Source organism: Phreatobacter oligotrophus, assembly GCF_003046185.1.
GTDB lineage: Bacteria > Pseudomonadota > Alphaproteobacteria > Rhizobiales > Phreatobacteraceae > Phreatobacter > Phreatobacter oligotrophus.
On record NZ_PZZL01000003.1, the window covers coordinates 116,307 to 137,230 of the forward strand.

Consider the following 20,924-nt stretch of genomic DNA (forward strand, 5'->3'; position numbering starts at 1 on the left):
CGAGGGGAGGGAGACGATGACGTTGAGCCCAGATTTCGCGGTTGGGCCTGGCCCAGCCGATTGAGGGAAGACACGGCGCGGTGGTCCCCCTCCCCGCGCGGAGCGCGGGGAGGGTAAGGGTGGGGCATGGGGCCTGGTCTCGAGACCAGACCTGGCGTCCCTCACAACCGATAGGCCGCCTTGGCCAGCCGGTAGGCGAGGTCCACCGCCAGCTCCTGCGCCTCGTCCTCGTCGAGCCGGCCGTCGCAGACCAATTCCGCCAGATGCGCGCAGTCCACGCGTCGCGCCACGTCGTGCCGGGCCGGGATGGACGGGAAGGCGCGGGTGTCGTCGTTGAAACCCACCGTGTTGTAGAAGCCCGCCGTCTCGATGGCCTGCTGCTTGAAGCGCTTCATGCCCTCGACCGAATCGAAGAACCACCAGGGCGGCCCGAGCCGCAGCGCCGGATAATGGCCGGCCAGCGGGGCGAGCTCGCGCGAATAGGCCGTTTCGTCCAGCGTGAAGAGGATGATGGTCAGCGAGGGCTCGTTGCCCACCGCATCCAGGAGCGGCTTGAGCGCCGACACGTAATCGGTCGGCCCTGGAATGTCGGCGCCCATGTCGCGGCCGAAGCGGGCGAAGATGCCGGCATTGTGGTTGCGGCGGGAGCCCGGATGGATCTGCAGGACGAGGCCGTCATCGAGGCTCATCCTGGCCATCTCGGTCAGCATCTGGCCACGGAACAGGTCGGCCTCCGATGCGCTCACCGGCCCGGCGACGACCTTCGTGAACAGCGCCTCGGCCTCGCTCGCCGACAGGTTCGCTGTTGTGGCCGTGGGATGGCCGTGGTCCGAGGCGGTGGCGCCATGGGCCTTGAAGACGGCGCGCCGCTTGCGATGCGCGGCAAGATACCCCTTCCATGTCGCCGTATCCTCGCCGGTGATGGCGCCGAGACGCGCGAGATTGCCGGCAAAGCCCTCGAAATCCGGATCGACCACGGCGTCCGGCCGGTAGGTGGTAACGACACGGCCGGCCCAGCCCGAGGCGGCGAGCGAGGCATGCCACTTCAGGTCATCGAGCGCGCCCTCGGTCGTGGCGATGACCTCGATGCCGAAGGTCTCGAACAGGGCGCGGGGCCGGTAGGCCGGCAGCTTCAAGGCCGCGTCGATCCGGTCGAAGACGGCATCGGCATTGGCGGCCGAGAGCCGCTCATCGAGGCCGAACAGCGCGGCGAAGGCATGGTCGAGCCACAGCCGCGTCGGCGTGCCGCGGAACAGGTGATAATGCGCGGCGAAGCGCCGCCAGATGGCGCGCGGATCCGTCTCGACCGGCGTGCCGTCGCGGGTCGGCACGCCGAGATCCTCCATCCGCACGCCCTGCGCATAGAGCATCCGGAAGACATAGTGGTCGGGCACCACGAAGAGCGTCGCCGGATCCGGGAAGGCGGCATTCTCGGCATACCAGCGTGGATCGGTGTGGCCGTGCGGCGAAACGATGGGAAGGGTCGCGACCGAGTCGTAGAGCCGCCGGGCAATGGCGCGGGCGGTGGGATCGAGCGGCATCAGCCGGTCGGGTGCGCAGATGCGGCTCGACGGCGCCGGCAGCCTCGAAGGGGTCATGATGCCTCCCGCGCCGGCGGCCGCATCTCCTGCACGGCCTCGCATCCGGCGAGCGGTGGCAAGCTAGTATGGTAGTCGCGCAAGTCAACCGGCGCTTGCCGGGCCGGTCGCGATCCGGCACTCAACGGCCATGACCATCACTCTCGCCCATGGCAACCAGAGCGCCGTCGTGTCGCCCCGCGGTGCCGAACTGACGGCGTGGCGCGCGCGCGGCCACGACCTGCTCTGGCCCGGCGATGCGGCATGGTGGGATCGCTCGGCGCCGATCCTCTTTCCCATCGTCGGCTGGGCGCGGGACGGCCGGATCCGTGTCGATGGCGTGGAGCGCCCCATGGGCGTCCACGGTTTTGCGGCGAGCAAGACCTTCGCCGTGATCGCGCAGGATGCCGGCTCCTGCACCCTGGAACTTTCGGATGATGCCGGGACGCGTGCGGCCTATCCCTTCGCCTTCCGCCTGACGGTGACGCACCGGCTGACGGAGGCGGGGCTCGTCACCGACCTTGCGGTGACCAATCCCGGCGACCGTCCCCTGCCCTATGCCTTCGGCGTGCACCCCGGCTTCCGCTGGCCGCTCACCGGCGCCGACCGCACCGGCCACCGGGTGGTCTTCACGGAGCGGGAGGAGCCCTCCGTCCCGGTCATCACCCCCGGCGGCCTGTTCTCGGCGGAGCGCCGGCCCGTCGCCTTCGACGGGATCACCCTGCCGCTGGACGACGCGGTCTTCGCACAGGAAGCGCTCTGCTTCCTGAATGCCCGCAGCCGCGCCTGGAGGCTCGAGAGCCCCGGCGGCGTGCTGCGCATGGAGGTCGAAGGACTGCCGCACCTTGCCCTCTGGTCGAAGCCCGGCGCGCCTTTCGTCTGCCTGGAGGCCTGGTCGGGCCACGGCGACCCGGTTGGCTTCTCCGGTGAGCTTCAGGACAAGCCGTCGATACGGCGCCTCGCACCCGGCGCAACCGACAGGGCGCGGGTCAGTCTCGCCTTCACGCCGTCCCCGGCAAAGGCCTGACGCGCCGCCGCCACCGCATCATCGGGGCATGACGCCGGCAGGTCGATGCGGCGCAGCGGGCCGATGGCGGATGGCGCGCGATGGGCGATGAGGACCAGCCCCGCGTCCGGCAACATGCGCCGCAGCGTCGCCAGAACCTCGGCCTCGGCCTCGGCGTCGAGCGCGCTTGTGGCCTCATCGAGAACAGCCCAGTCCGGCCTCTGGACCACCAGCCGGGCGAGGGCGAGACGCTGCATCTCCCCGCCCGACAGGCCAGCCTTGTGGATGTCACGATCGAGCCCCTCCGGCGTGGAGAGGCGCGACAGACCGAAACAGGCAAGGGCCGCAGCGATCACGCGGTCGCCGACGCCGCTGCGCGGCGCGGGATAGGCCACGGCATCGGCGATGGTGCCGATCGGGCCATAGGCCTGCTGCGGCAGGAACACGAAACGCCCCGGCGGCACGACGACCCGCCCCTCAGCGCTGCGCAGGCCCGCCAGAACCCGGGACAGCGTGGACTTGCCGTGGCCGGACGGGGCCCTGAGCCAGACCGTCTCGCCCGCCGCCACCGTGAGGCGCGGCAGCACGAAGAGGGTGCGGCCATCCGGCGTCGCGACGCGTAGGTTTTCGAGGTCGAGCGGCCCGTCCCCCGCAGCGGCCGGATCACCCGGACCGCTCGCCTCGGCGCAGGCATCCAGGAAGCCGCAGAGACGCCGCGCCGAGGCGAAGAGCTCGGCGAGATCGCGATAGGAGAAGATGAACCACGACAGCGTGGTCACCACGTTCTGGAACGCGGAGGCGATCTGCATCAGCCCGCCGAAGGTGAGCCGTCCCGCGAGGAACGCCGGCAGGGCGAGGAACATCGGGATGCGCAGGACCGTCTGCATGTAGGGCCGCGTGAACAGGCCGAGCACGAGGTCGCGGTTCATCAGCTGACGCCAGTTGGCGGCGATCGCCGCAAAGCGGGCGTCGAAGAGCCGGCGCTCGGCCGCCTCCCCGCGCGCGAAGGCGACCTGCTCGCCGTTCTCGCGCAGGCGCGCGAGCGCGAAGCGGAAATCCGCCTCCGCCTTCTGCTGGCCAGCATTGAGGCCGATGAGCGGGCGGCCGAGCCAATGGGTCATGCCGGTCGCCAAGGCGACATAGACCGGCGCCGCCCAGACCATGTAGCGCGGCACCGACAGGTCGAGGCCGATCACCGCGAGACTGAGCGGAAAGGTCGAGAGCGACCACAGGATGGCGACGTAGGACCAGAGCGCCACGAGATTGGTCATCAGCTCCAGCGCCTCGGTGGTCAGGCGGTGGACGAAGACCTGGCAATCCTCGGCGATGCGCTGGTCGGGATTGTCGAGCCCCTCGCCGGAGCGTTCGCGCAGGTGCCAATAGGCGCGGCCGGCGAGCCAGGCGTCGAGGCTCGCCTCGGTCAGGGTCCGCCGCCAGCGCAGTTGCAGGAGCTTGCGCAGCCAGGCCGCGGCGAGATGCAGCGAGGCGCTGATCGCGACCAGCAGGAAGAAGACGCCGATCTGGTGCGTGGCTGCGGGCACGTCCAGCCGCTGCAGGGCGGAATAGAAGTCGTTGGTCCAGCCGATGAGGCGGATGGTGACCTGGATGCCCGCAAGGCCGAGGGCGAAGATCGCCGCGAAGAGGGCGATGCCCAGCCGCCCGCCCGGCCGCAGGGCGCAGAGCCGGGCGAGCCGCCAGACATCGGCGAGGCCGCGCGCCACGATCGCCTACTCCGCGAAGGCCGCGGAAGCGCCGGTCAGGACGAGGCCGATGGGACGGCCATCGACGCCGATGGCCTCAAGCCTCTCCTGCCCTGCCTCCTCGCGTCGCTCCCAGCGCGCGACGAGGCCGGCCTTCAGGTGCAGGTGGAAGTCCGGCTGGATGATGTTGAAGAAGCCCATGATCGGCTTCACGTCGGCGATAACGCCGCGCCAGCTCTGCACCAGGCCGCGGCGGGTGAAGTCCACACCGATGGAGGCGCCGCTCGCCCTCGCCGCATGGAGCGGCCGCCCGCCCGCATCGCCCTCGGCGATCTCGGCCGGCGGTGTGTCATCGGCCGGGGGACGGACCTTGTCCGGCAAGGCGCCGCCCCGCGCAAGACCGGCGAGACCCACCTCGAAAGGCTCCAGCCCGTCGAGGGCGATCAGCGAGAACTGGGTCTCGCCTGCCGCGTCCAGCAGTTCGATCCGCGGCAGCACCCGGTCGCGCATCCGGCTGGAGCGGTCGGCGACCGCCGTCGTCACCACCGCAAGATCGATCAGCGCATCATGGGCGCCACCGGCGAGGCGGACATGACCGTCCTCCAGCAGGACATCGCCGACCGGACCGATCCGCTCATGGATCGCCCCTTCGACAGCGGCCGACAGCATGACGCGGCCCATCGCACGGGTCGCCTGAACAGCCTCGAACACGGAGCAGGCGAGCGCCTCGCGGAGGGGAGGATGGGTGGTCATGGGCGAAATCCTGAGGGACGAAGGAATGGCGGCCGGCCCTGGAAGGACGACCGGCCGCCTGCTGCAACCCGCCGGGGCACCGGCGGGGCGGGAGGTCAGAAATCGACGGTGACGCTGGCCTTGAAGGTGCGGCCCGGTGCGACCTGCAGCTCCAGCGGGTTCTGCTGGGCAACCGAAGTGGTGGCGGTGACCGCGTAGCTGCCCATCAGGTTCTGGAAGTAGCGGGCGTCGAAGATGTTCTGCACGCCGGCCCGCAGCGTCACGTTCTCCTGCGGCTTCCAGTTTACGAAGCTGTCGAGGGTGAACCAGCCGCCCGGCTTGTAGATCGTGGTGGCGCTGGCGCGTTCGACCGGGGCGGAGAAGCGCGCGACGACCTCGCCGTCGAGCTTCCACTCGCGCTTGAACCAGCGCAGGCCGACCATGCCGTTGAACGGGCTCGCAGCGTCAAAGGCGGTGATGGCGGAGGTTGGCGTCGCCCGCTGGTTGCCGAACTGGTAGGCGAAGCCGGCATTGAGGATCAGGTCCTCGTTCAGGCGATATTCGGCCGAGCCTTCGAGGCCCCAGAGCACCACCGACGACAGGTTCAGCGAGGTGTAGTCGACGGTGCCGGCGATGTTCTGCAGGCTGACGATGAAGTCCTTGTAGGTGGAGTGGAAGACGCCGAGGGAGAACCAGCCGCGCTCGTAGCGGCCGCGCAGGCCCGCCTCCCAGGTGCGCGAACTCTCGGGCTTCAGGTTGGGATTGGGGACGAGATTGAACGAGCTGCCCGGCAGCGACATGTAGAGCTGCTGGGCCGTTGGCATCTTGAAGCCCTCGGCGTAGCGGGCATAGAGCGAATAGACATCGGTCAATTTGAAGATCGTGCCGACCTGCGGGATGAACCGCGTCGAGGTGATCTCCCGCGGCTCGGCGCCGACGGCGGCCACGTAGCCCTCGCCGACCCGCGGCGTGATGCGATAGGTGGCGAGGCGGGCGCCGGGCGTGATGGTCCAGCGGCCATCGAGCAGCTTGATCTCGTCCTGCAGGTAGCCGTCAGCGCGCAGGGTCGTTGCATTGGCGAAGTTGAAGCCGCCGGCGATGGTGGTTGTGCTCACACCCGTGGTCAGGTTGGTCGTCGTGCTCTGGCGATAGTAGTCGGTGCGGGCGATGTCGCCCTGGAAGCCGTAGGTCAGCGTGTGGGCGGTCGGACCGAGGTCGAAGCGCGAGGTCAGCTGCACATCGGCCTGATAGAAGGTCTCGGAATAGTTCAGGATGTCGCGCACGGTGCGGGTCTGGCCGGCATTGGCGGTGCCGGTGGCGCCCGTCTGCGTGCGGGTGCTGTCGAGATCACGGCGCTGCGGCGACCAGGTGAGGTTCCAGCGCACCGCGTCGATCCAGCCCCAGCCCGGCGTCCAGGCATGGGAGAAGGTCAGCCGCTGGCGCTCGAGCTGCTGCTGGCGCGGATAGTTGCCGTTGACCCAGCCGGACGAGGTCTGGCCGAAATCCCACATCTGGCTGGTGATCGTCGTCTTGGCGTAGTTCTCGTAGGCGAGGCGGAATTCGTGATCGTCGACCGGGTTCCAGACCAGCTTGCCGAAGCCGTTCCAGCGATGGGCGCGGAAAGGATCGGTGGTGTTGCAGGGAATGGACCGGGTCGCCGGGCAGCCCCAGATGCCGCCATCGGCGCGGGCGGTGGAGAAGATCGGCTGCAGCGACGTCGTGTGGCTGAGCGAGACGAGGGCCTGCAGCACCGGCGTGATCTGGAAGCCGGCCATGCCGGTCTTGACGATGGACCGGTCGAAACTGTCGAAGCTGGTCGACAGGCGGGCGCCCCATCCCCGCGGATTGCCGCGGATGAGATCCTGCGGATCGAGCGTGCGGAAGGCGACGAGGCCGCCCAGCGCGTCGGCGCCCCAGAGCACCGAGGCCGGGCCGCGCATGATCTCGATCGCCTTCATGTAAGGCAGGTCGATGAGGTCGCGCGTGCCGTCGGTGATGCGCTCGATGGTGCGGGCACCGTCCACGGTGATGGCCACGCGGTTGCCGGTGAGGCCGCGGATGGTGAAGCCGCCAAGGTTCTTCCACGGATCGGTCGCGGACGTGACCCGCTCCACCGAGACGCCCGGCGTGTAGCGGACGACGTCCTGGATGTCGCGGACCTGCCGCTCCTCCATCTGCTGGCGGGAGATCACATCGATGGTCGCCGGGACATCCAGCCGCTGGCGCTGCTCGCGGGTCGCGGTGACGGTGATCTCGTCGCCACTCGATTGTTGCGCCTGCGCGCCGGACACCAGCGCCAGAATGGCGACGAGCGAGATCGATGCGCCGCGAGGCGCGCCCCTGCCGAACATGATGATACATCCCAGACCAATGGAGAAATGGGCTGGCTGGCGTGAGACGATCTGTTCAGCTGGCTGGCACGAAGCCCCGGTCAGCCGGGGCGTGCAGGGTCATTATTTAAGCTGACTAATGGTGTCAACATTATCGACGAGTGATGTGGAAAATCGCCGAAAAGAAACCGTTCCTTGGAAGAGATCAAGAAAAGACGCGGTTCCGAACGAAGTCCAGCAGCGTTGCCTCCTGCGAGGCGAGCACGGCCTGTCCCAGCCTCTCCGCCCAGTGACGCTCGGATCCGTAGCGCAGCCGACCACGCCGGATCCTCTCGGAGAGAAGATGGAGGTCGAGTTCTTCGGTCATGCCGATGGCGCCATGCACCGCATGGGCGATGGCGACGACCTGGGCGGCCGCCTCGCCCACCGTGACCTTGGCGGCGGCCGTGGCATCGAGGCTGCCGGGCGCCGCGGCTGCGACATGAACCGCGGCGCGGGCGCCGTGCACCAGTTCCGTCATCACCGAGAGCTGCTGTTGCACCGCCTGGAACTTGCCGATGGCGCGGCCGAACTGCGAGCGGTCATTGGCGTAGCGCAGGGTCGTGACCTGCATCGCCTCCATGGCGCCGGCCATCTCCGCCGCCTCGATCCGCGCGCCGGTGGCGAGCGCATCGAAGCCGGCGATCCGGGGCCCATTGGCACCGTTCCAGGCCATGCGGCAGGCCGTGCCGTCACCCGCGGTTTCCACCGTGGCGCTGGCGACCGAGAGCAGGATGGCGCCGTCCCCATCGGGCACGAGCACCCCCTCGGCATGCTCGCCGGCCGGCACCTGGGCGATGAGGTTTCCGCCGTCGCGACGGCCGGAGGCGGCCAGCGCGATGATGCCCTCAGGCGCCGTCTCGCCGGCGGCGGCGATGGCGGCCCGCGCGGCGATCGTTGCGCCGAAGGGCAGCGGCAGGCCATGGCGGCCGGCGGCCAGCAGCACGGGCAGCATGTCCATCTCGGTCAAGCCCGCACCGCCCGCCTCCTCGGAAGCGAGCGCGTCGAGGAAGCCGGATTCGGCGAGGCCGGCCCAGAGTGCGGCCGGCGAACCGCCGGCGGCGAGCGCACGCACGGCGGCCGGCGTCACGTGATCGGCCATGAGCCGGTCGGCGGTTTCGGTGATGAGGCTGTCGGTCATGGATGTCTCAGCGCAGGCCGATGCCGCGGGCGATCATGCCGCGGAGGATTTCGCGCGTGCCGCCGCGCAGCGAGAAGGAGGGCGACATGCCCATCGTGTAGGCCAGCGTCCGCATCAGCTCGCCCGGCGGGTCGCCCTCGGGATCGGCGGCGATGGCGGCAGCCACCGCCTGCGGGATCATCTGCTCGTAGGTGGTGCCGAGATCCTTCAACAGAGCCGCATGCACCACCGGGCTCTCGCCGGCGGCAAGGCTCGCGGTGACGCTGAGCGACAGGGCGCGCAGCGAGGCGAGATGGGCGGCAAGGCGCCCGACCAGGATCACGTCGTCGGTGGAGAGCTTCGGCAGGCTCTTGAGGTAGGCGAGCCAGGTGTCGACCAGCACCATGGAGGAGAGGATACGCTCCGGGCCGGAGCGCTCGAAGGCGAGCTCGGCATTGACCTGCTCCCAGCCGGCGCCCTCTTCGCCGATCAGCGCATCGGCCGGCAGGATCACATCGTCGAAGGTCACCTCGGCGAAATGCGCGTCACCTGCCAGATCGCGGATCGGCCGGATGGTGATGGCCTCCTGCTTCAGCGGGATGATGACCTGGGAGAGACCCTTGTGGCGGTCTTCCGGCACGCCGGAGGTGCGCACCAACGCGATCATGTAGTCGCAGACCGCGGCATTGCTGGTCCAGATCTTCCGGCCATTGAGGCGGAAGCTGCCATCGGGCTGCCGCTCGGCGCGGGTGCGGACGCTGGCAAGGTCGGAGCCCGAGTTCGGCTCGCTCATGCCGATGCAGAAGAAGATCTCTCCGGCGCAGATCTTCGGCAGGTAGAACTGCCGCTGCGCCTCGGCGCCATAGCGCAGGATCAGAGGGCCGGACTGGCGGTCGGTGATCCAGTGGGCGGCCACCGGCGCGCCGGCGGCGAGCAGCTCCTCGGCGATGACGAAGCGCGCGAAGAAGCCACGCTCCGCGCCGCCATAGCGCTTCGGCAGGCTGAGGCCGAGCCAGCCGCGCTTCGCCAACGCCCGGCTGAAGGCGGGATCGGCGCCGACCCAGGAGCGCGCGCGTTTTTCCGCCGGCATGCCGGCGAGCGCCTCGGCGAGGAAGGCCTTGACCTCCGCGCGCAGGCTCTCGTCCTCGGCAGGGATGGTCGCATAGGGCAGCGGCGCGAAGCTCGACATGGGTGCGGAACCCTTGCTCGGAACACCCACAGGGCGTTCATTTCATTGTATGAAACGGTCTTTCAATGAGACCACGGAGCGTCCGCCGGCGTCAATGCGGAGCCGCGCAGGGCCGCCCCGCAGACGCACCATCAGCCTTACGGCGGAGGAACCGCTACTGGACCACTTTCAGCGGCTTCTCGAGCACCGCGAGGACGCGCTTGAGGTCGTGGCCGCGCTTGAGCACCAGCCCGGCCGTGTTGATGACGGCATAGGGCCCCTGCTTGGCATCCGGCATCTTCTCGACGCGGTAGAGCGGCATTTCCGAGGACCGGCGGAATATGGCGAAGACTGCCTTGGTCTTGAGGAAATCCATGGCGTAGTCACGCCATTCGCCCGCGGCGACCATGCGTCCATAGAGCTGGAGGATCTGCTGCAATTCGCGGCGATCGAACGACACTTTGGGCTGCGCGGCACCGGCGTTCAGCGGAACGACGGTGCCGGGGTAACTCGTATCGACATCGGACATGAGGCTCCTTCCGGCGCTCCGGCTCCTGTCACGGTCGGGTCATGATCGACCCGTCCGCCCCGCTTGGCAAGCCGGGCGCGCGGGCCTCAGACCGGCTTCGCCGTGCGCTCGAACAGCGGCAGGGTCTTGTAGGGCTCCTTCGGCGTCAGCAGGCCTTCCTCGACCATCTTGTCGTGCTGCACCTTGGCGATGTCATAGGCGTAGGAGCCGGCATAGAAGGCGACCGTGCCTCCGGGCTTGGTCTGGCCCACCAGCAGCTTCACCATCTGGTAGTCGGTGAGGCCGCCATAGGCGTCGTTGGCCTCGGTGCGGAACTCGCCGACATGGAACAGCGTGACGATGTCGAACATCGGCAGGAGCCGCGCGTCGAGCTGGTAGATGTCGCCGAAGAAGGCCTTGTAGCCCCAGCCGAGCTCCGGGTTCTCGACGATCATCGTCTCATAGGTGCGGATCTCGCCCGGCGAGGCGGTGATACCGAGAATGGCGTTCTTGCGCTCCTTCTCGACATTGTGCAGGCCGAGGATGTGGTGGCCGCCCGTGCCGAAATGGAAGATCGCCTTCCCCGAAATGTCGTTCTCGTCCAGCCAGTCGCAGAAATGGACGTCGCAGGGGCACTCCTTGACGCGCAGGTCCCAGAAGTGATCCCAGATGTGCAGTGACATGGTGTCAGGTCCTCATTGGGCGGCATCGGCCGCTGCGTGATGAAAGATCTCAGGCGCCCGCCGCCTGCGCCACCCGCGGCCGCAACGGCACGGAGGCGAGCCGTGCGCCATCGTCGGCGCGGGAGAGCACGAGCTTGCGGTCGTGGAGGGCTTCGAGGCCCGGCCGCAGGCCGACGCTGATCAGCGTCGAGCCGGCGAGCGCGCCGACGAGCGTGGCCATCAGCCGTGCCTCGCCGCCCTCGTCGAGGGCGCTGGTGGCGCCATCGAGGATGACGAGGTCCGGCCGCTGCACGAGAAGGCGGGCGATGGCGAGGCGCTGGCGCTCGCCGTTGGAGAGCGTCTGGTCCCAGCGGCCGACATCGTCGAGCCGGTGGCCAAGATAGCCGAGCCCGGCCTCGACCAGCGCCTCGCGCAGCACGGCGTCGTCCACGGCAAGGCTCTGCGCCGGATAGAGCAGCGCGCCGCGCAGGCTGCCCTCCGGCAGATAGGCGCGTTCCGGCACGAAGGCGATCTGTCCGCCGGCCGGCAGGGCGATGGCGCCCTGGCCCCAGGGCCAGAGCCCGGCCAGCGCCCGGACCAGCATGGATTTTCCGGTGCCGCTCTCGCCGGAGACCATGACCTTCTCGCCCGGCTCGATCCGCGCCTCGGCGCGGTCGATCAAAACCCGGCCCGTGCGGTCCGAAATGGTGAGGCCGGCCAGCACCACCGCGCCGCCAGCGGCGGGCTCGACCACCACGCCGCCGCTCTGGCCCGCCGTGCGGTCGAGGTCGATGTCGTCGATGGCATTGGTGAGTTCGGTGACGCGCTGCATCGAGGCGTAGCACTGGGCGATGGCGCGGAAATGGTCGACCAGCCAGGCGATGGCCACCTGCACCTGCAGGAAGGCGCCGGCGAGCTGCGTCACCTGGCCGAGGGTGAACTCGCCCGAGAGATATTTCGGCGCGGCCAGCAGCAGCGGCAGGACCGGCACGAAGACGCCGCTGCCATTGGTCAGCCAGGTGATGTGGCCATGGCGGCGCACGACACCCAGCCAGCGCTGCACGAGGTCGGCATAGGTCGATCCCAGCGCGCGCCGCTCGTCGGCCTCGCCACGGATGAGCGCCACGCTCTCGGCATTCTCGCGCAGCCGCGTCAGCTCGAAGCGCAGCTTGGCCTCGGCCTCGTTGCGCCGGGCCACGGCGCCGGGGAGCCGGTGGCCGACCCACAGCATCAGCGTCGACATGACGACGCCATAGAAGATGGCCGCCAGCACCATGTAGCCGGGAATGACGATGCTGCCCGAGCCGACGGGGACGGTCAGCGAACCGCCGACCACCCAGAGCACGCCGACGAAGGTCAGCGCCGAGACGATCGAGGTGGTGAGCCCGATGGCGAAGTCGACGATCGGCTCGGTGGCGAGCCGCGTGTCGTCGGCGATGCGATATTCCGGATTGGCCGGCTCGGTGCGGGCAAGGCCCATGCGGTAGTAGCGCTGGCCGGAGAGCCAGCGGTCGATCAGCGAGCCGATGAGCCATTCGCGCCAGCGCACCTGCAGCGTCTCGCGCGACAGCACGATGCCGACGCCCACCGCCGCGGCGCAGATGACCAGCCACAGGAAGACCACGACGGCCCACCAGACGGTCGCCGTGTCGGAATTCTCCAGCGCGTCGAAGAAGCGGCGGTTCCAGGTGTTGACGGCGAAGTTGATGCCGACATTGACGATGAGGCAGAGGGCGAGGGCTGCCGTCAGGAACCACGCCCGGCTCGCAGTGGCGCCGGTCCACCATCCGGATGCGAGGCCGAAGAAGTCGCGGAAGACCTTGCGGTCGAGCCCTTCTGCTGGGGAGGGAGGAGAAGAGGTCAACGCTGGGGCCACCCGCGACGGCTGAACACGATTTCGTGAGCGCCACTGTCCCCCATCCGGAGGAGCTAAGCAATCAGCCCTATTCACGTTGCGACACCGTGAACCGGCGATGAACGGTTGTTCAGCCGATGCCGAGCACCCGCAGCCACAGGATCGAGGTGAAAACCGAGAGCAGCGTGGACAGCGCGACGGAGGTCGAGGCGATGCCGACGCCCTGGCCGTAGCGGGCAGCGAAGAGATAGGCGTTGATGCCCGCCGGCATGGCCGCGAAGAGCACCACCGTTCCGGTCCAGGCCGGCGGCAGGCCGAAGACGTGATGGGCCACCACGAAGGCAATGGCGGGGTGGACGATCAGCCTCAGCACGCAGACCATCAGCGCCACGGGCACGTCGGCGCGTACCCCATAGGTCTTGAGCGACAGACCGAGGGCGATCAGCGACAGCGGGATGGTCGTGCCCGCCACCATGTCGAGCATCGTCGCCGGCACCCCGGCCGGCTTCACACCGAGGGCCTGGCAGGCGACGCCGGCCACCATGGCGATGATGAGCGGGTGGGTCGCCAGGCCGCGGCCGAGCTTGGCGAACAGCGCCCCGCCGCGGGCCGCGCGCGTGCCCTCCAACATCAGCGTGGCGAGGCTCATGGTGATGGGCAGGTTCACCGCCAGCAGCATGGCGATGGGGAAGGCGGCGTCCTCGCCATAGGCCTTGAGGATGATCGGGATGCCGATGAGGACCGTGTTGGCCTGGCCGGTCGATAGCCCGGCAATGACGGCATCGCCATGGCTGCGCCGGAAGAGCCGCGCCGCGAAGAGGGTGGCGAGCGCCCAGACCACCGCCATCCCGACGTAGTAGGCGATCCAGTAGCCCCAGGGGAACACGCCGGGAAAGACCGCGGCGGTGAGCAGCTTGAACATCAGGGCGGGTGCGCCGATGACGAAGAGATAGGAGGTCAGGCCCTCGTTGGCCCGCTCGCCGATGAGGCCCGCGAGCCCCGCCGCATAGCCGAGCGCGACGAGGCCGAAGACGGGTGCGACGAGGAGGACGAGGTCGATCATGGGCGGCGCCAGACTATCCGGTGACGGGCCATAAACCATTTCTTCGGCATTGGCGGCTAAGACCGCTGCATGCCCGTCATGTCCGCCAGTCCCCGTGCCAAGAGCCCCGCGGCCCGGCCGTCGCTCAGCGTTCTGATCGCCGACGACCATGCCTATTCCCGCGAGGTGGTGAGCCGCATCGCCGCCGCCCTCGGGCACAAGGTGACGACGGTCGAGGGCGGCCATGCCGCGCTCGAGGCGGTTGCTGCGACCGAGTTCGATGTCGCCATCATCGACCGCCGGATGCCCGACATGGATGGGGCGGCGGTCGCCATCGCCATGAAGGCCCATCCGCGCCATCCGCGCCTCGTCGCCCTGTCCGGCGACGATCCCGGCGACATGCTGCCCGGCCTCTTCGACGTCGTGCTGCAGAAGCCCGTCGAGGCCGCGGTCCTCGCCAAGGCCATTGCCGGCTGATCCAGCCCGGATCCAAAAATGTGACAGTTGTGCAACGCACATCTGCCATTTGTTCAGGCATCTTTCACCAAGCCCGCGCTTTCATCACACTCGGTCCCGTCCATCGGCCCCGAGGTGATTCAGCGTCATGTCCGTCCGTGCCCTGTTGCGACCCGACGCGACGATCTCCGGACCGGCCACGCCCTTCGTCCGGCGCCGGCAAGCGCGCCCCGCGCGTCCGAAGGACATTCTCATCGTCCTCCACCAGGAGCATTCGACGCCCGGCCGCGTCGGCCGCCTGCTGCAGGAGCGCGGCTTCCGCCTCGACGTGCGCCGTCCCCGCTTCGGCGATCCGCTTCCCGTCGACACCGCCCCCTATGCCGGCGCGGTGATCTTCGGCGGGCCGATGAGCGCCAACGACCCCGACGATTTCGTTAAGGCCGAGACCGACTGGATCGGCCTGGCGTTGAAGGACGAGCTCCCCTTCCTCGGCATCTGCCTCGGCGCGCAGATGCTGGCGCGCCACCTCGGCGCCAAGGTCGGCTTCCATCCCGAGGGCCATGTCGAGGTCGGCTATTATCCGCTCTATCCGAGCGAGACTGCCTGCAGGGAACTGCCCTGGCCGGACCACGTCTACCAGTGGCACCGGGAGGGCTTCGAGGTGCCGTCGGGGGCCGAACTGCTCGCCACGGGCGACACCTTCGCCAACCAGGCGATCCGCGTCGGCCGCTGTGCCTACGGCATCCAGTTCCACCCCGAGGTGACGCACTGGATGATGAACCGCTGGACGACGCGGGCGCATGAACGCATGGCCTCGCCCAATGCGCGGCCGCGGCAGGACCATTTCGACGGGCGCTACCTCTACGACCCCGGCGTTCGTCTCTGGCTTGACGCCTTCCTTGACCACTGGACGGCCCTGAAGGTCGCCTGATCGGTCGGAAGGCGCGCATGTCACCGGCGTGACATCGGCTGCGGCCAGCGTCACGATCGGGTTGAAGGCTGCGATTCGCCGACAGGCGGGGAGCAGGGCCTGGCACGGGGTTCCGTCAGCGACGCCGTGCCGAGCGCAGGGAGGTCGCCATGCCGCGCATCTTCACCGGTCTCGAAGTTCCCGAGGCCATTGGCGATGACCTTGCAAGATTGCGCGGCGGATTGCTCGGGGCGCGCTGGGTCGAGCCCGAGGACTACCACCTCACCCTCCGCTTCGTCGGCGATGTCGACGACCGCACCGCCAACGAGATCGCCGACCTGCTCTATGCCGTGCGCAAGCGCGCCATAGAGGTGACGCTGACCGGCCTCGGCGCCTTCGGCGGCGACAGGCCCCGTTCGCTCTTCGTGGCCGTCAAGCAGACCCAGCCGCTGATGGAGCTGCAGGCGGAGCATGAGCGGATCATGCGCCGGGTCGGCCTTGCCCCGGAGACGCGCAAGTTCATCCCGCACATCACGCTGGCCCGGCTTGGCCGCGACACCACCGCCCGCACGGCGGCGGACTGGCTCGCGCTGCGCGGCCTGTTCCTCAGCCGCACCTTCATCGTGCCGAGCTTCGTGCTGTTCTCGTCGAAGGAATCGGTCGGCGGCGGGCCCTACCTCGTCGAGGAGAGCTATCCGCTCGCCGCCTGACGCGCCCGCTCAGTTGCGGGCGCCGCCCTGGTTGGCCACCTGCGGCGGCTCGGAGGCCGCCGGTGCCGGAGCCTGACCCTGGGCCTGGCCGAGGCCGATCGAACCCATGGTGCGCGACAGCCAGTTGCCCTGCGGCGCGGGAGCCGGGGCAGGCTCGGGCGCGAAGGCCGAGACGGTCGGGGCCTGGACCGGACCGCTGGAGCGCGCGGCCACCGTGGTGCGCAGCGGCGAGGGGACCGGCACCGGCGCGGTGATGGCGCTGGCAACCGAGGCCTCGAGGGCCGGCGCGCCCTGCTGCGGCGCGGCAGCGGCCGGCAAGGTCACCGGGGTCGAGGAGGCGGAGGCAAGCGCCGGAGCCGTGGGGGCGGCAGCGGCCGGAGCCGGCGCCGCGGCGGCGACGGGAGCGCGGGCCGAGACCAGCGTCACCGGCTCGCTCTGCTGGCTGGCCAGCGAGAAGGTCGGTTCGGACGAGCCGACGCGGATCTGCCGGTGGGTGAAGCGCGAGGCAAAGGTGCGATGCGTGCCGCCATCAATGCCGGAGCGGGGCGGAGCAGCCGCGACCTCACGCGAGAGCGCCGCCACCTGCGCCATGTCGCGGGCGTGCTTGGCCGCAACCGCCTGCCGGATCGGCGGCGGCACGACGTAGGCCGGGCAGGCCGAGGCCGCCTGGAAGTTCGGACGCGGCGCCGAGGTATCGTCTCCAACCGCAGTGAAGCGCGTGCGGATGTTGCGGGCCGGGGCCTCGCGGGTCACCGGCGCCATGGTGGTGACCGGCTGGTTCACCGAGGTCGGAACCGGGGTGGCGGGAGCTGCCGAGGTCGAGACATTGGCGCGCGCCGTGCTGGCATTGCGGGTGCCGGCCCAGGGGTCGTTCGCGGCGATCATCTCGCGGGTCTCGCCCACGCCGCCCTGCGCCAGCACCGACTGCGGCGACACGGCGTTGAAGACGTAGCGGCGCTCGCAGACGTCGACCTGCGGCTCCTGGCGGGTGACCTCGAAATGGTCGTAGCCTTCCTTCAGGTTCTTCCAGAAGGTCATGTTAGGATTGTTGCGGTGGCGGGCGAGGTTCCGCGGCGTCATGCGGAACGGATAGGCCTGCACCTGGAACGAGTCCTGGCCGGCCTGCAGCGCCTCGCGGGCCAGCGCATAGACCTCGGCGATCGCCTCGTCGGTCATGGCGTAGCAGCCGCGCGACGAGCAGTCGCCGTGCACCATGAGATGCGAGCCGGTGCGGCCGTAGGACCGGTCGAACTGGTTCGGGAAGCCCATGTTGAACGCGAGGTAGTAGGACGACCGCGGGTTCATCAGGCCCATGTTGATCTGGTAGAAGCCCTCGGGCGACTGGCGGTCGCCCTCGCGGACCTTGGGCCCGAGATCACCGGAATAGTTGCAGATCGGATAGGTCTTGAAGAGGGCGTAGCGGCCAGTCGCGTCGCGCTTCCAGACCTCGAGTTCGGCCTCTTCCTTAAAGATGCGCATGAGCACCGGCGAGGTGCGGGTCATGCCCTTCACGTTCAGCTCTTCGACCACGGCCTGTGCGAGCGGCCGGTTGCCGCGGTTCGGGTCGTTGCGGGAGACGGTTTCGCCCTGGCAGGCGGCAAGCAGCGCGGCCATCGAGACAAGCGCAGCGACCCGCCAGCTGCGGGTCCGGCCAGACCGGACAGCTGCCTTCGTGTGATCACCGGCCGACTGATGCAATGCTCTGCTCCCGAAAAGGGGCGTCGAAAAGAGGCCCCGCGAACGGTTCAGCTTGGCGCCGTGGATCCTTAACGGACCCTTGAAAGCGATCGATAGCGTCAACCCGCGGTTACTGCAAGCAGCCGAAAACGTGACCGAGGGTTAACGAATTCCCCGTCCCGTCACGGATGGGTGATGATGCGGCAAGGAAGGTGGCCGAACCAAGGCACGACCGCGCCCCGGCCCGCGTCGCCATGCCTCAGAGGGACCGGCCGATGGCGAGGAATTTCTCGCGGCGCAGGCGGCGGATGTCCTCGGGCGACTGGCCGGCCAGGGCACCGAGCGCCTGCTCGATGGCGTCGCCGACGCGGGTGATGGCGACATCGGGCTGGCGATGGGCGCCGCCCACCGGCTCCTGGATGATCTGGTCGATCACGCCGAACCGCATCAGGTCCTGGGCGGTGATCTTCATGTTGGTGGCCGCTTCCTGCGCCTTCGACGTGTCGCGCCAAAGGATCGAGGCGGCGCCCTCCGGCGAGATGACGCTGTAGATGGCGTGCTCCAGCATCATCACCTTGTTGGCGGTGGCAATCGCGATGGCGCCGCCCGAGCCGCCCTCGCCGATGACGATGGAGACGTTCGGCACCGACAGGCGCAGGCCGCAATCGGTGGAGCGCGCGATGGCCTCGGCCTGGCCACGCTCCTCGGCGCCGATTCCCGGATAGGCGCCGGCCGTGTCGACCAGCGAGATGACGGGAATGCCGAAGCGCTCGGCGGTCTCCATCAGGCGCACCGCCTTGCGGTAGCCCTCCGGGCGCGCCATGCCGAAATTGTGCCGGATGCGGGTTTCGGTGGTGTCGCCGCGCTCATGGCCCATGAAGCAGACGCTCTGGCCGCGGAACCGGCCGAAGCCGCCGACAATGGCCTCGTCCTCGCCGAAGACGCGGTCGCCAGCGAGCGGGGTGAAGTCCTCGAGCAGCTGGGCGATGTAGTCGAGCGTGTGCGGGCGGCCGGGATGGCGGGCGACCAGCGTCTTCTGCCAGGGGGTGAGCCCGGCATAGAGATCCTTCAGCGCCTGATCGGCCTTCTGCTCGAGCCGCGTCACCTCTTCGGTGATCGAGACGCCGCCGTCACGGGCCGCGACTTCGCGCAGCTCCTCGACCTTGGATTCGAGTTCGGCGATCGGCTTTTCAAAATCGAGGTAGCTGCGCATCGGCAAGGTGCGGCCCACAACCCGTGTGCGTCGGCCGGTGAGGGCCGGGGACGGCCCCGAAGGGCCCGATGAAGCGCGACGACATGCCCGTGCGGACAGGGCAAGTCAAGGACGGAGGACCGCCTAGTCCTCCCCCGAGAGCGGATGAAGGTCGCGCACGAGGCTCTTCAGCCGCTCGTCCAGCACATGGGTGTAGATCTGTGTCGTCGCAATGTCGGCATGGCCGAGAAGCTGTTGCACGGCCCTCAGGTCCGCGCCGTTCTGGAGGAGATGGCTGGCGAAGGCGTGGCGCAGGACATGCGGGGAGACCTTGGCGGCCGGCAGGCCCGCGGCCCCCGCAATCGCCTTCAGTTCGCGCCCGACATGCTGGCGGGTGAGGTGCCCGCTCTCGCCCGACGATGGGAACAGCCATTTGGAGGGGCCGAGCCCGGCTGCCTCCCGCAACGCCAGATAGGCGACCATGGCCTCCTTCGCCGCCTCGTTCAGCGGGACGATGCGCTCCTTGTTGCCCTTGCCGCGCACCACGAGGAAGCGCTGGTCGCGGCGGGCGGCAGCGACGGGAAGCGCAATGAGCTCGGAGACGCGCAGACCCGTGGCGTAGAGGAGTTCGAGCAGGCAGGCGAGCCGCGCTGCCCGCAAACGGTCGCCGACGGGCCGCTCCGGATCGTCGATTCCCTCGCGGGAGACGGCGAGGAGCTTTTCCACCTCCTGCATCCCCAGCGTCTTCGGCAGGGGGCGGCCGCGCTTCGGACCCTCCAGCACCGCCGCCGGGTCGTCCTTGCTGATGCCCTCGCCATAGAGGAAGCGGTGGAACTGCCGCACCGCCGAAAGGCGCCTAGCGACCGATGCGGTCTGCAGCCCGCGCGACCGGCAGTCGGCGAGATAGTCGCGGATGACGGCGGTGGTGGCGGACTTCGGGCCGGCGCCCTGCGAGCCGAGGAACCCGGCATAATCATCGAGGTCCCGGCGATAGGCCTCGAGCGTGTTGCGGGCGGCGCCGCGCTCGGCGGCCATCATGTCGAGGAAGAGGTCGACCTCGCCGGCCATGGCCTCAGCGGCGCGGCTGGAGGCGCGCGGGCGGCACCTGCTGGCTCATCTCCCGCGGCTCGGGCTCGACCAGATAGGCGAGCGCCAGCATGCCGGAAAAGCCAAGCCCGGCGAGAACGAGCAGGATGGTGACGAAACGGAACAGCGTCGGCATGGTCGGCCTCTGGCTGCCCCCTTGGACCATCAAAGACTGCTTCGGACAAGAGGTGGCCGTCGCGCTTCCCAGCCCTGGGACGCCATCCAGGGCCGCTGCGAACTTTGGCAGCAGCAGGCGGAAACGGGTGGACAGCGCCCCTCGCGCGGCTATCCCGGCACCGGCGCCGCTTCTATGGTGCGCGTCGAACCAGCCCGGACACGCCATGACGCTGACCATCGCCACCTGGAACATCAATTCCGTGCGCCTGCGCATCGAGACGGTCGCGCGCTTCGTCGCCGAGCACCAGCCGGACGTGCTGTGCCTGCAGGAGACCAAGTGCATCGACGGCCAGTTCCCGCTCGCTGACGTCAAGCGCATGGGCTACGAGCACACAGCCATCCATGGCCAGAAGGGCTATCACGGCGTCGCCGTCTTCTCGCGCTTCGCCCTCAAGGACGTCGATCGCAAGGCCTTCTGCGACAAGAACGATGCCCGCCATATCGCCGTGACGCTGGCGGAGGGCCCCGGCGCCGGCACCCGCATCCACAATTTCTACGTCCCCGCCGGCGGCGACGAACCGGATCCGGCGATCAACGAGAAATTCGCCCACAAGCTCGGCTTCCTCGACGAGATGGAGGCGTGGGACGCCCTGCGCGTCGGCGGCGGTGCTTCGAAGACCGTCCTCGTCGGCGACCTCAACATCGCCCCCCTCGAACACGACGTCTGGAGCTCGAAGCAGCTCACCAAGGTTGTCTCGCACACGCCGCTGGAGCGCCGCCGCCTCACCGAGGTCGCGACCAACGGCGGGTGGGTCGACATGATGCGCGCGCTCACCCCCGAGCCGCAGAAGCTCTACACCTGGTGGAGCTACCGCTCGCCCGACTGGGACGCCGCCGACAAGGGCCGCCGCCTCGACCATGTCTGGCTGAGCCCGGCCCTTGCCCCCGCCATGCGGCAGGTGAAGGTGCTGCGCGAGGCCCGCGGCTGGGACCGCCCGTCGGACCATGTCCCGGTGGTGGCCACGCTGGCGTTGTGA

At 69.2% G+C, this 20,924-nt stretch carries 19 protein-coding genes; 5 read left to right on the forward strand and 14 right to left on the reverse strand.

Annotated elements, in window-relative coordinates:
• Positions 1 to 161 precede the first annotated feature (161 nt).
• The gene (gene uxaC / locus C8P69_RS07750) at positions 162 to 1,598 is read right to left on the reverse strand and encodes a glucuronate isomerase (protein WP_108175787.1); all 1,437 of its coding nucleotides are present in this window, start codon (positions 1,596 to 1,598) and stop codon (positions 162 to 164) included.
• 130 nt (positions 1,599 to 1,728) lie between these two features.
• On the opposite strand from uxaC, the gene C8P69_RS07755 reads away from it, so the two are divergent.
• Complete coding sequence (locus tag C8P69_RS07755; RefSeq protein ID WP_108175789.1) at positions 1,729 to 2,604, forward strand: aldose 1-epimerase family protein; 876 nt, start codon at positions 1,729 to 1,731, stop codon at positions 2,602 to 2,604.
• Here the strand turns inward: C8P69_RS07755 and C8P69_RS07760 are convergent.
• From C8P69_RS07760 to C8P69_RS07800, 9 genes are all read right to left on the reverse strand, one after another.
• Positions 2,511 to 4,304, reverse strand: coding sequence for an ABC transporter ATP-binding protein/permease (locus C8P69_RS07760; RefSeq protein WP_108175791.1), 1,794 nt, complete (start codon positions 4,302 to 4,304; stop codon positions 2,511 to 2,513). The genes C8P69_RS07755 and C8P69_RS07760 overlap by 94 nt on opposite strands.
• Before the next feature lie 6 nt (positions 4,305 to 4,310).
• Positions 4,311 to 5,036 (reverse strand): ChuX/HutX family heme-like substrate-binding protein, encoded by a 726-nt coding sequence (locus tag C8P69_RS07765; RefSeq protein ID WP_108175793.1) that lies wholly within the window; start codon positions 5,034 to 5,036, stop codon positions 4,311 to 4,313.
• 95 nt (positions 5,037 to 5,131) lie between these two features.
• Positions 5,132 to 7,366 (reverse strand): TonB-dependent hemoglobin/transferrin/lactoferrin family receptor, encoded by a 2,235-nt coding sequence (locus tag C8P69_RS07770; protein WP_108175795.1) that lies wholly within the window; start codon positions 7,364 to 7,366, stop codon positions 5,132 to 5,134.
• Positions 7,367 to 7,550: 184 nt separating this feature from the next.
• The gene (locus C8P69_RS07775; RefSeq protein ID WP_108175797.1) at positions 7,551 to 8,525 is read right to left on the reverse strand and encodes an acyl-CoA dehydrogenase family protein; all 975 of its coding nucleotides are present in this window, start codon (positions 8,523 to 8,525) and stop codon (positions 7,551 to 7,553) included.
• Positions 8,526 to 8,532: 7 nt separating this feature from the next.
• Entirely contained in the window at positions 8,533 to 9,693 is a 1,161-nt protein-coding gene (locus tag C8P69_RS07780) for an acyl-CoA dehydrogenase family protein (protein ID WP_108175799.1), read from the reverse strand.
• Between the two features lie 154 nt (positions 9,694 to 9,847).
• The gene (locus C8P69_RS07785) at positions 9,848 to 10,201 is read right to left on the reverse strand and encodes a DUF2794 domain-containing protein (RefSeq protein ID WP_108175801.1); all 354 of its coding nucleotides are present in this window, start codon (positions 10,199 to 10,201) and stop codon (positions 9,848 to 9,850) included.
• 86 nt (positions 10,202 to 10,287) lie between these two features.
• A complete protein-coding gene (locus C8P69_RS07790) occupies positions 10,288 to 10,863 on the reverse strand; it encodes a hypothetical protein (protein WP_108175803.1) in 576 nt (191 codons plus the stop codon).
• 49 nt (positions 10,864 to 10,912) lie between these two features.
• Complete coding sequence (locus C8P69_RS07795) at positions 10,913 to 12,706, reverse strand: ABC transporter ATP-binding protein/permease (RefSeq protein ID WP_170118168.1); 1,794 nt, start codon at positions 12,704 to 12,706, stop codon at positions 10,913 to 10,915.
• Positions 12,707 to 12,827: 121 nt separating this feature from the next.
• Positions 12,828 to 13,760: an AEC family transporter gene (locus tag C8P69_RS07800; protein ID WP_170118169.1), complete on the reverse strand. Its 933-nt coding sequence runs from the start codon at positions 13,758 to 13,760 to the stop codon at positions 12,828 to 12,830.
• A gap of 69 nt (positions 13,761 to 13,829) precedes the next feature.
• Between C8P69_RS07800 and C8P69_RS23480 the strand changes: the two genes are divergently transcribed.
• The 3 genes from C8P69_RS23480 (at position 13,830) to thpR (ending at position 15,815) form a co-directional block, all read left to right on the forward strand.
• Complete coding sequence (locus C8P69_RS23480) at positions 13,830 to 14,216, forward strand: response regulator (protein WP_146167306.1); 387 nt, start codon at positions 13,830 to 13,832, stop codon at positions 14,214 to 14,216.
• Between the two features lie 127 nt (positions 14,217 to 14,343).
• Positions 14,344 to 15,126, forward strand: coding sequence for a glutamine amidotransferase (locus C8P69_RS07805; RefSeq protein WP_108175809.1), 783 nt, complete (start codon positions 14,344 to 14,346; stop codon positions 15,124 to 15,126).
• A gap of 149 nt (positions 15,127 to 15,275) precedes the next feature.
• Positions 15,276 to 15,815: an RNA 2',3'-cyclic phosphodiesterase gene (gene thpR / locus C8P69_RS07810; protein ID WP_108175811.1), complete on the forward strand. Its 540-nt coding sequence runs from the start codon at positions 15,276 to 15,278 to the stop codon at positions 15,813 to 15,815.
• Positions 15,816 to 15,824: 9 nt separating this feature from the next.
• Here thpR and C8P69_RS07815 read toward each other — a convergent pair whose 3' ends face one another.
• The 4 genes from C8P69_RS07815 to C8P69_RS07830 form a co-directional block, all read right to left on the reverse strand.
• Entirely contained in the window at positions 15,825 to 17,429 is a 1,605-nt protein-coding gene (locus C8P69_RS07815) for a L,D-transpeptidase family protein (RefSeq protein WP_108175813.1), read from the reverse strand.
• A gap of 322 nt (positions 17,430 to 17,751) precedes the next feature.
• Positions 17,752 to 18,705, reverse strand: a complete 954-nt coding sequence (locus C8P69_RS07820; RefSeq protein WP_108175815.1) for an acetyl-CoA carboxylase carboxyltransferase subunit alpha — start codon at positions 18,703 to 18,705, stop codon at positions 17,752 to 17,754.
• Between the two features lie 123 nt (positions 18,706 to 18,828).
• Positions 18,829 to 19,752, reverse strand: coding sequence for a site-specific tyrosine recombinase XerD (locus C8P69_RS07825; RefSeq protein ID WP_108175817.1), 924 nt, complete (start codon positions 19,750 to 19,752; stop codon positions 18,829 to 18,831).
• 4 nt (positions 19,753 to 19,756) lie between these two features.
• The gene (locus C8P69_RS07830) at positions 19,757 to 19,906 is read right to left on the reverse strand and encodes a histidine kinase (protein ID WP_108175818.1); all 150 of its coding nucleotides are present in this window, start codon (positions 19,904 to 19,906) and stop codon (positions 19,757 to 19,759) included.
• A 205-nt stretch (positions 19,907 to 20,111) separates the two neighbouring features.
• Between C8P69_RS07830 and xth the strand changes: the two genes are divergently transcribed.
• The gene (gene xth / locus C8P69_RS07835) at positions 20,112 to 20,924 is read left to right on the forward strand and encodes an exodeoxyribonuclease III (RefSeq protein WP_108175820.1); all 813 of its coding nucleotides are present in this window, start codon (positions 20,112 to 20,114) and stop codon (positions 20,922 to 20,924) included.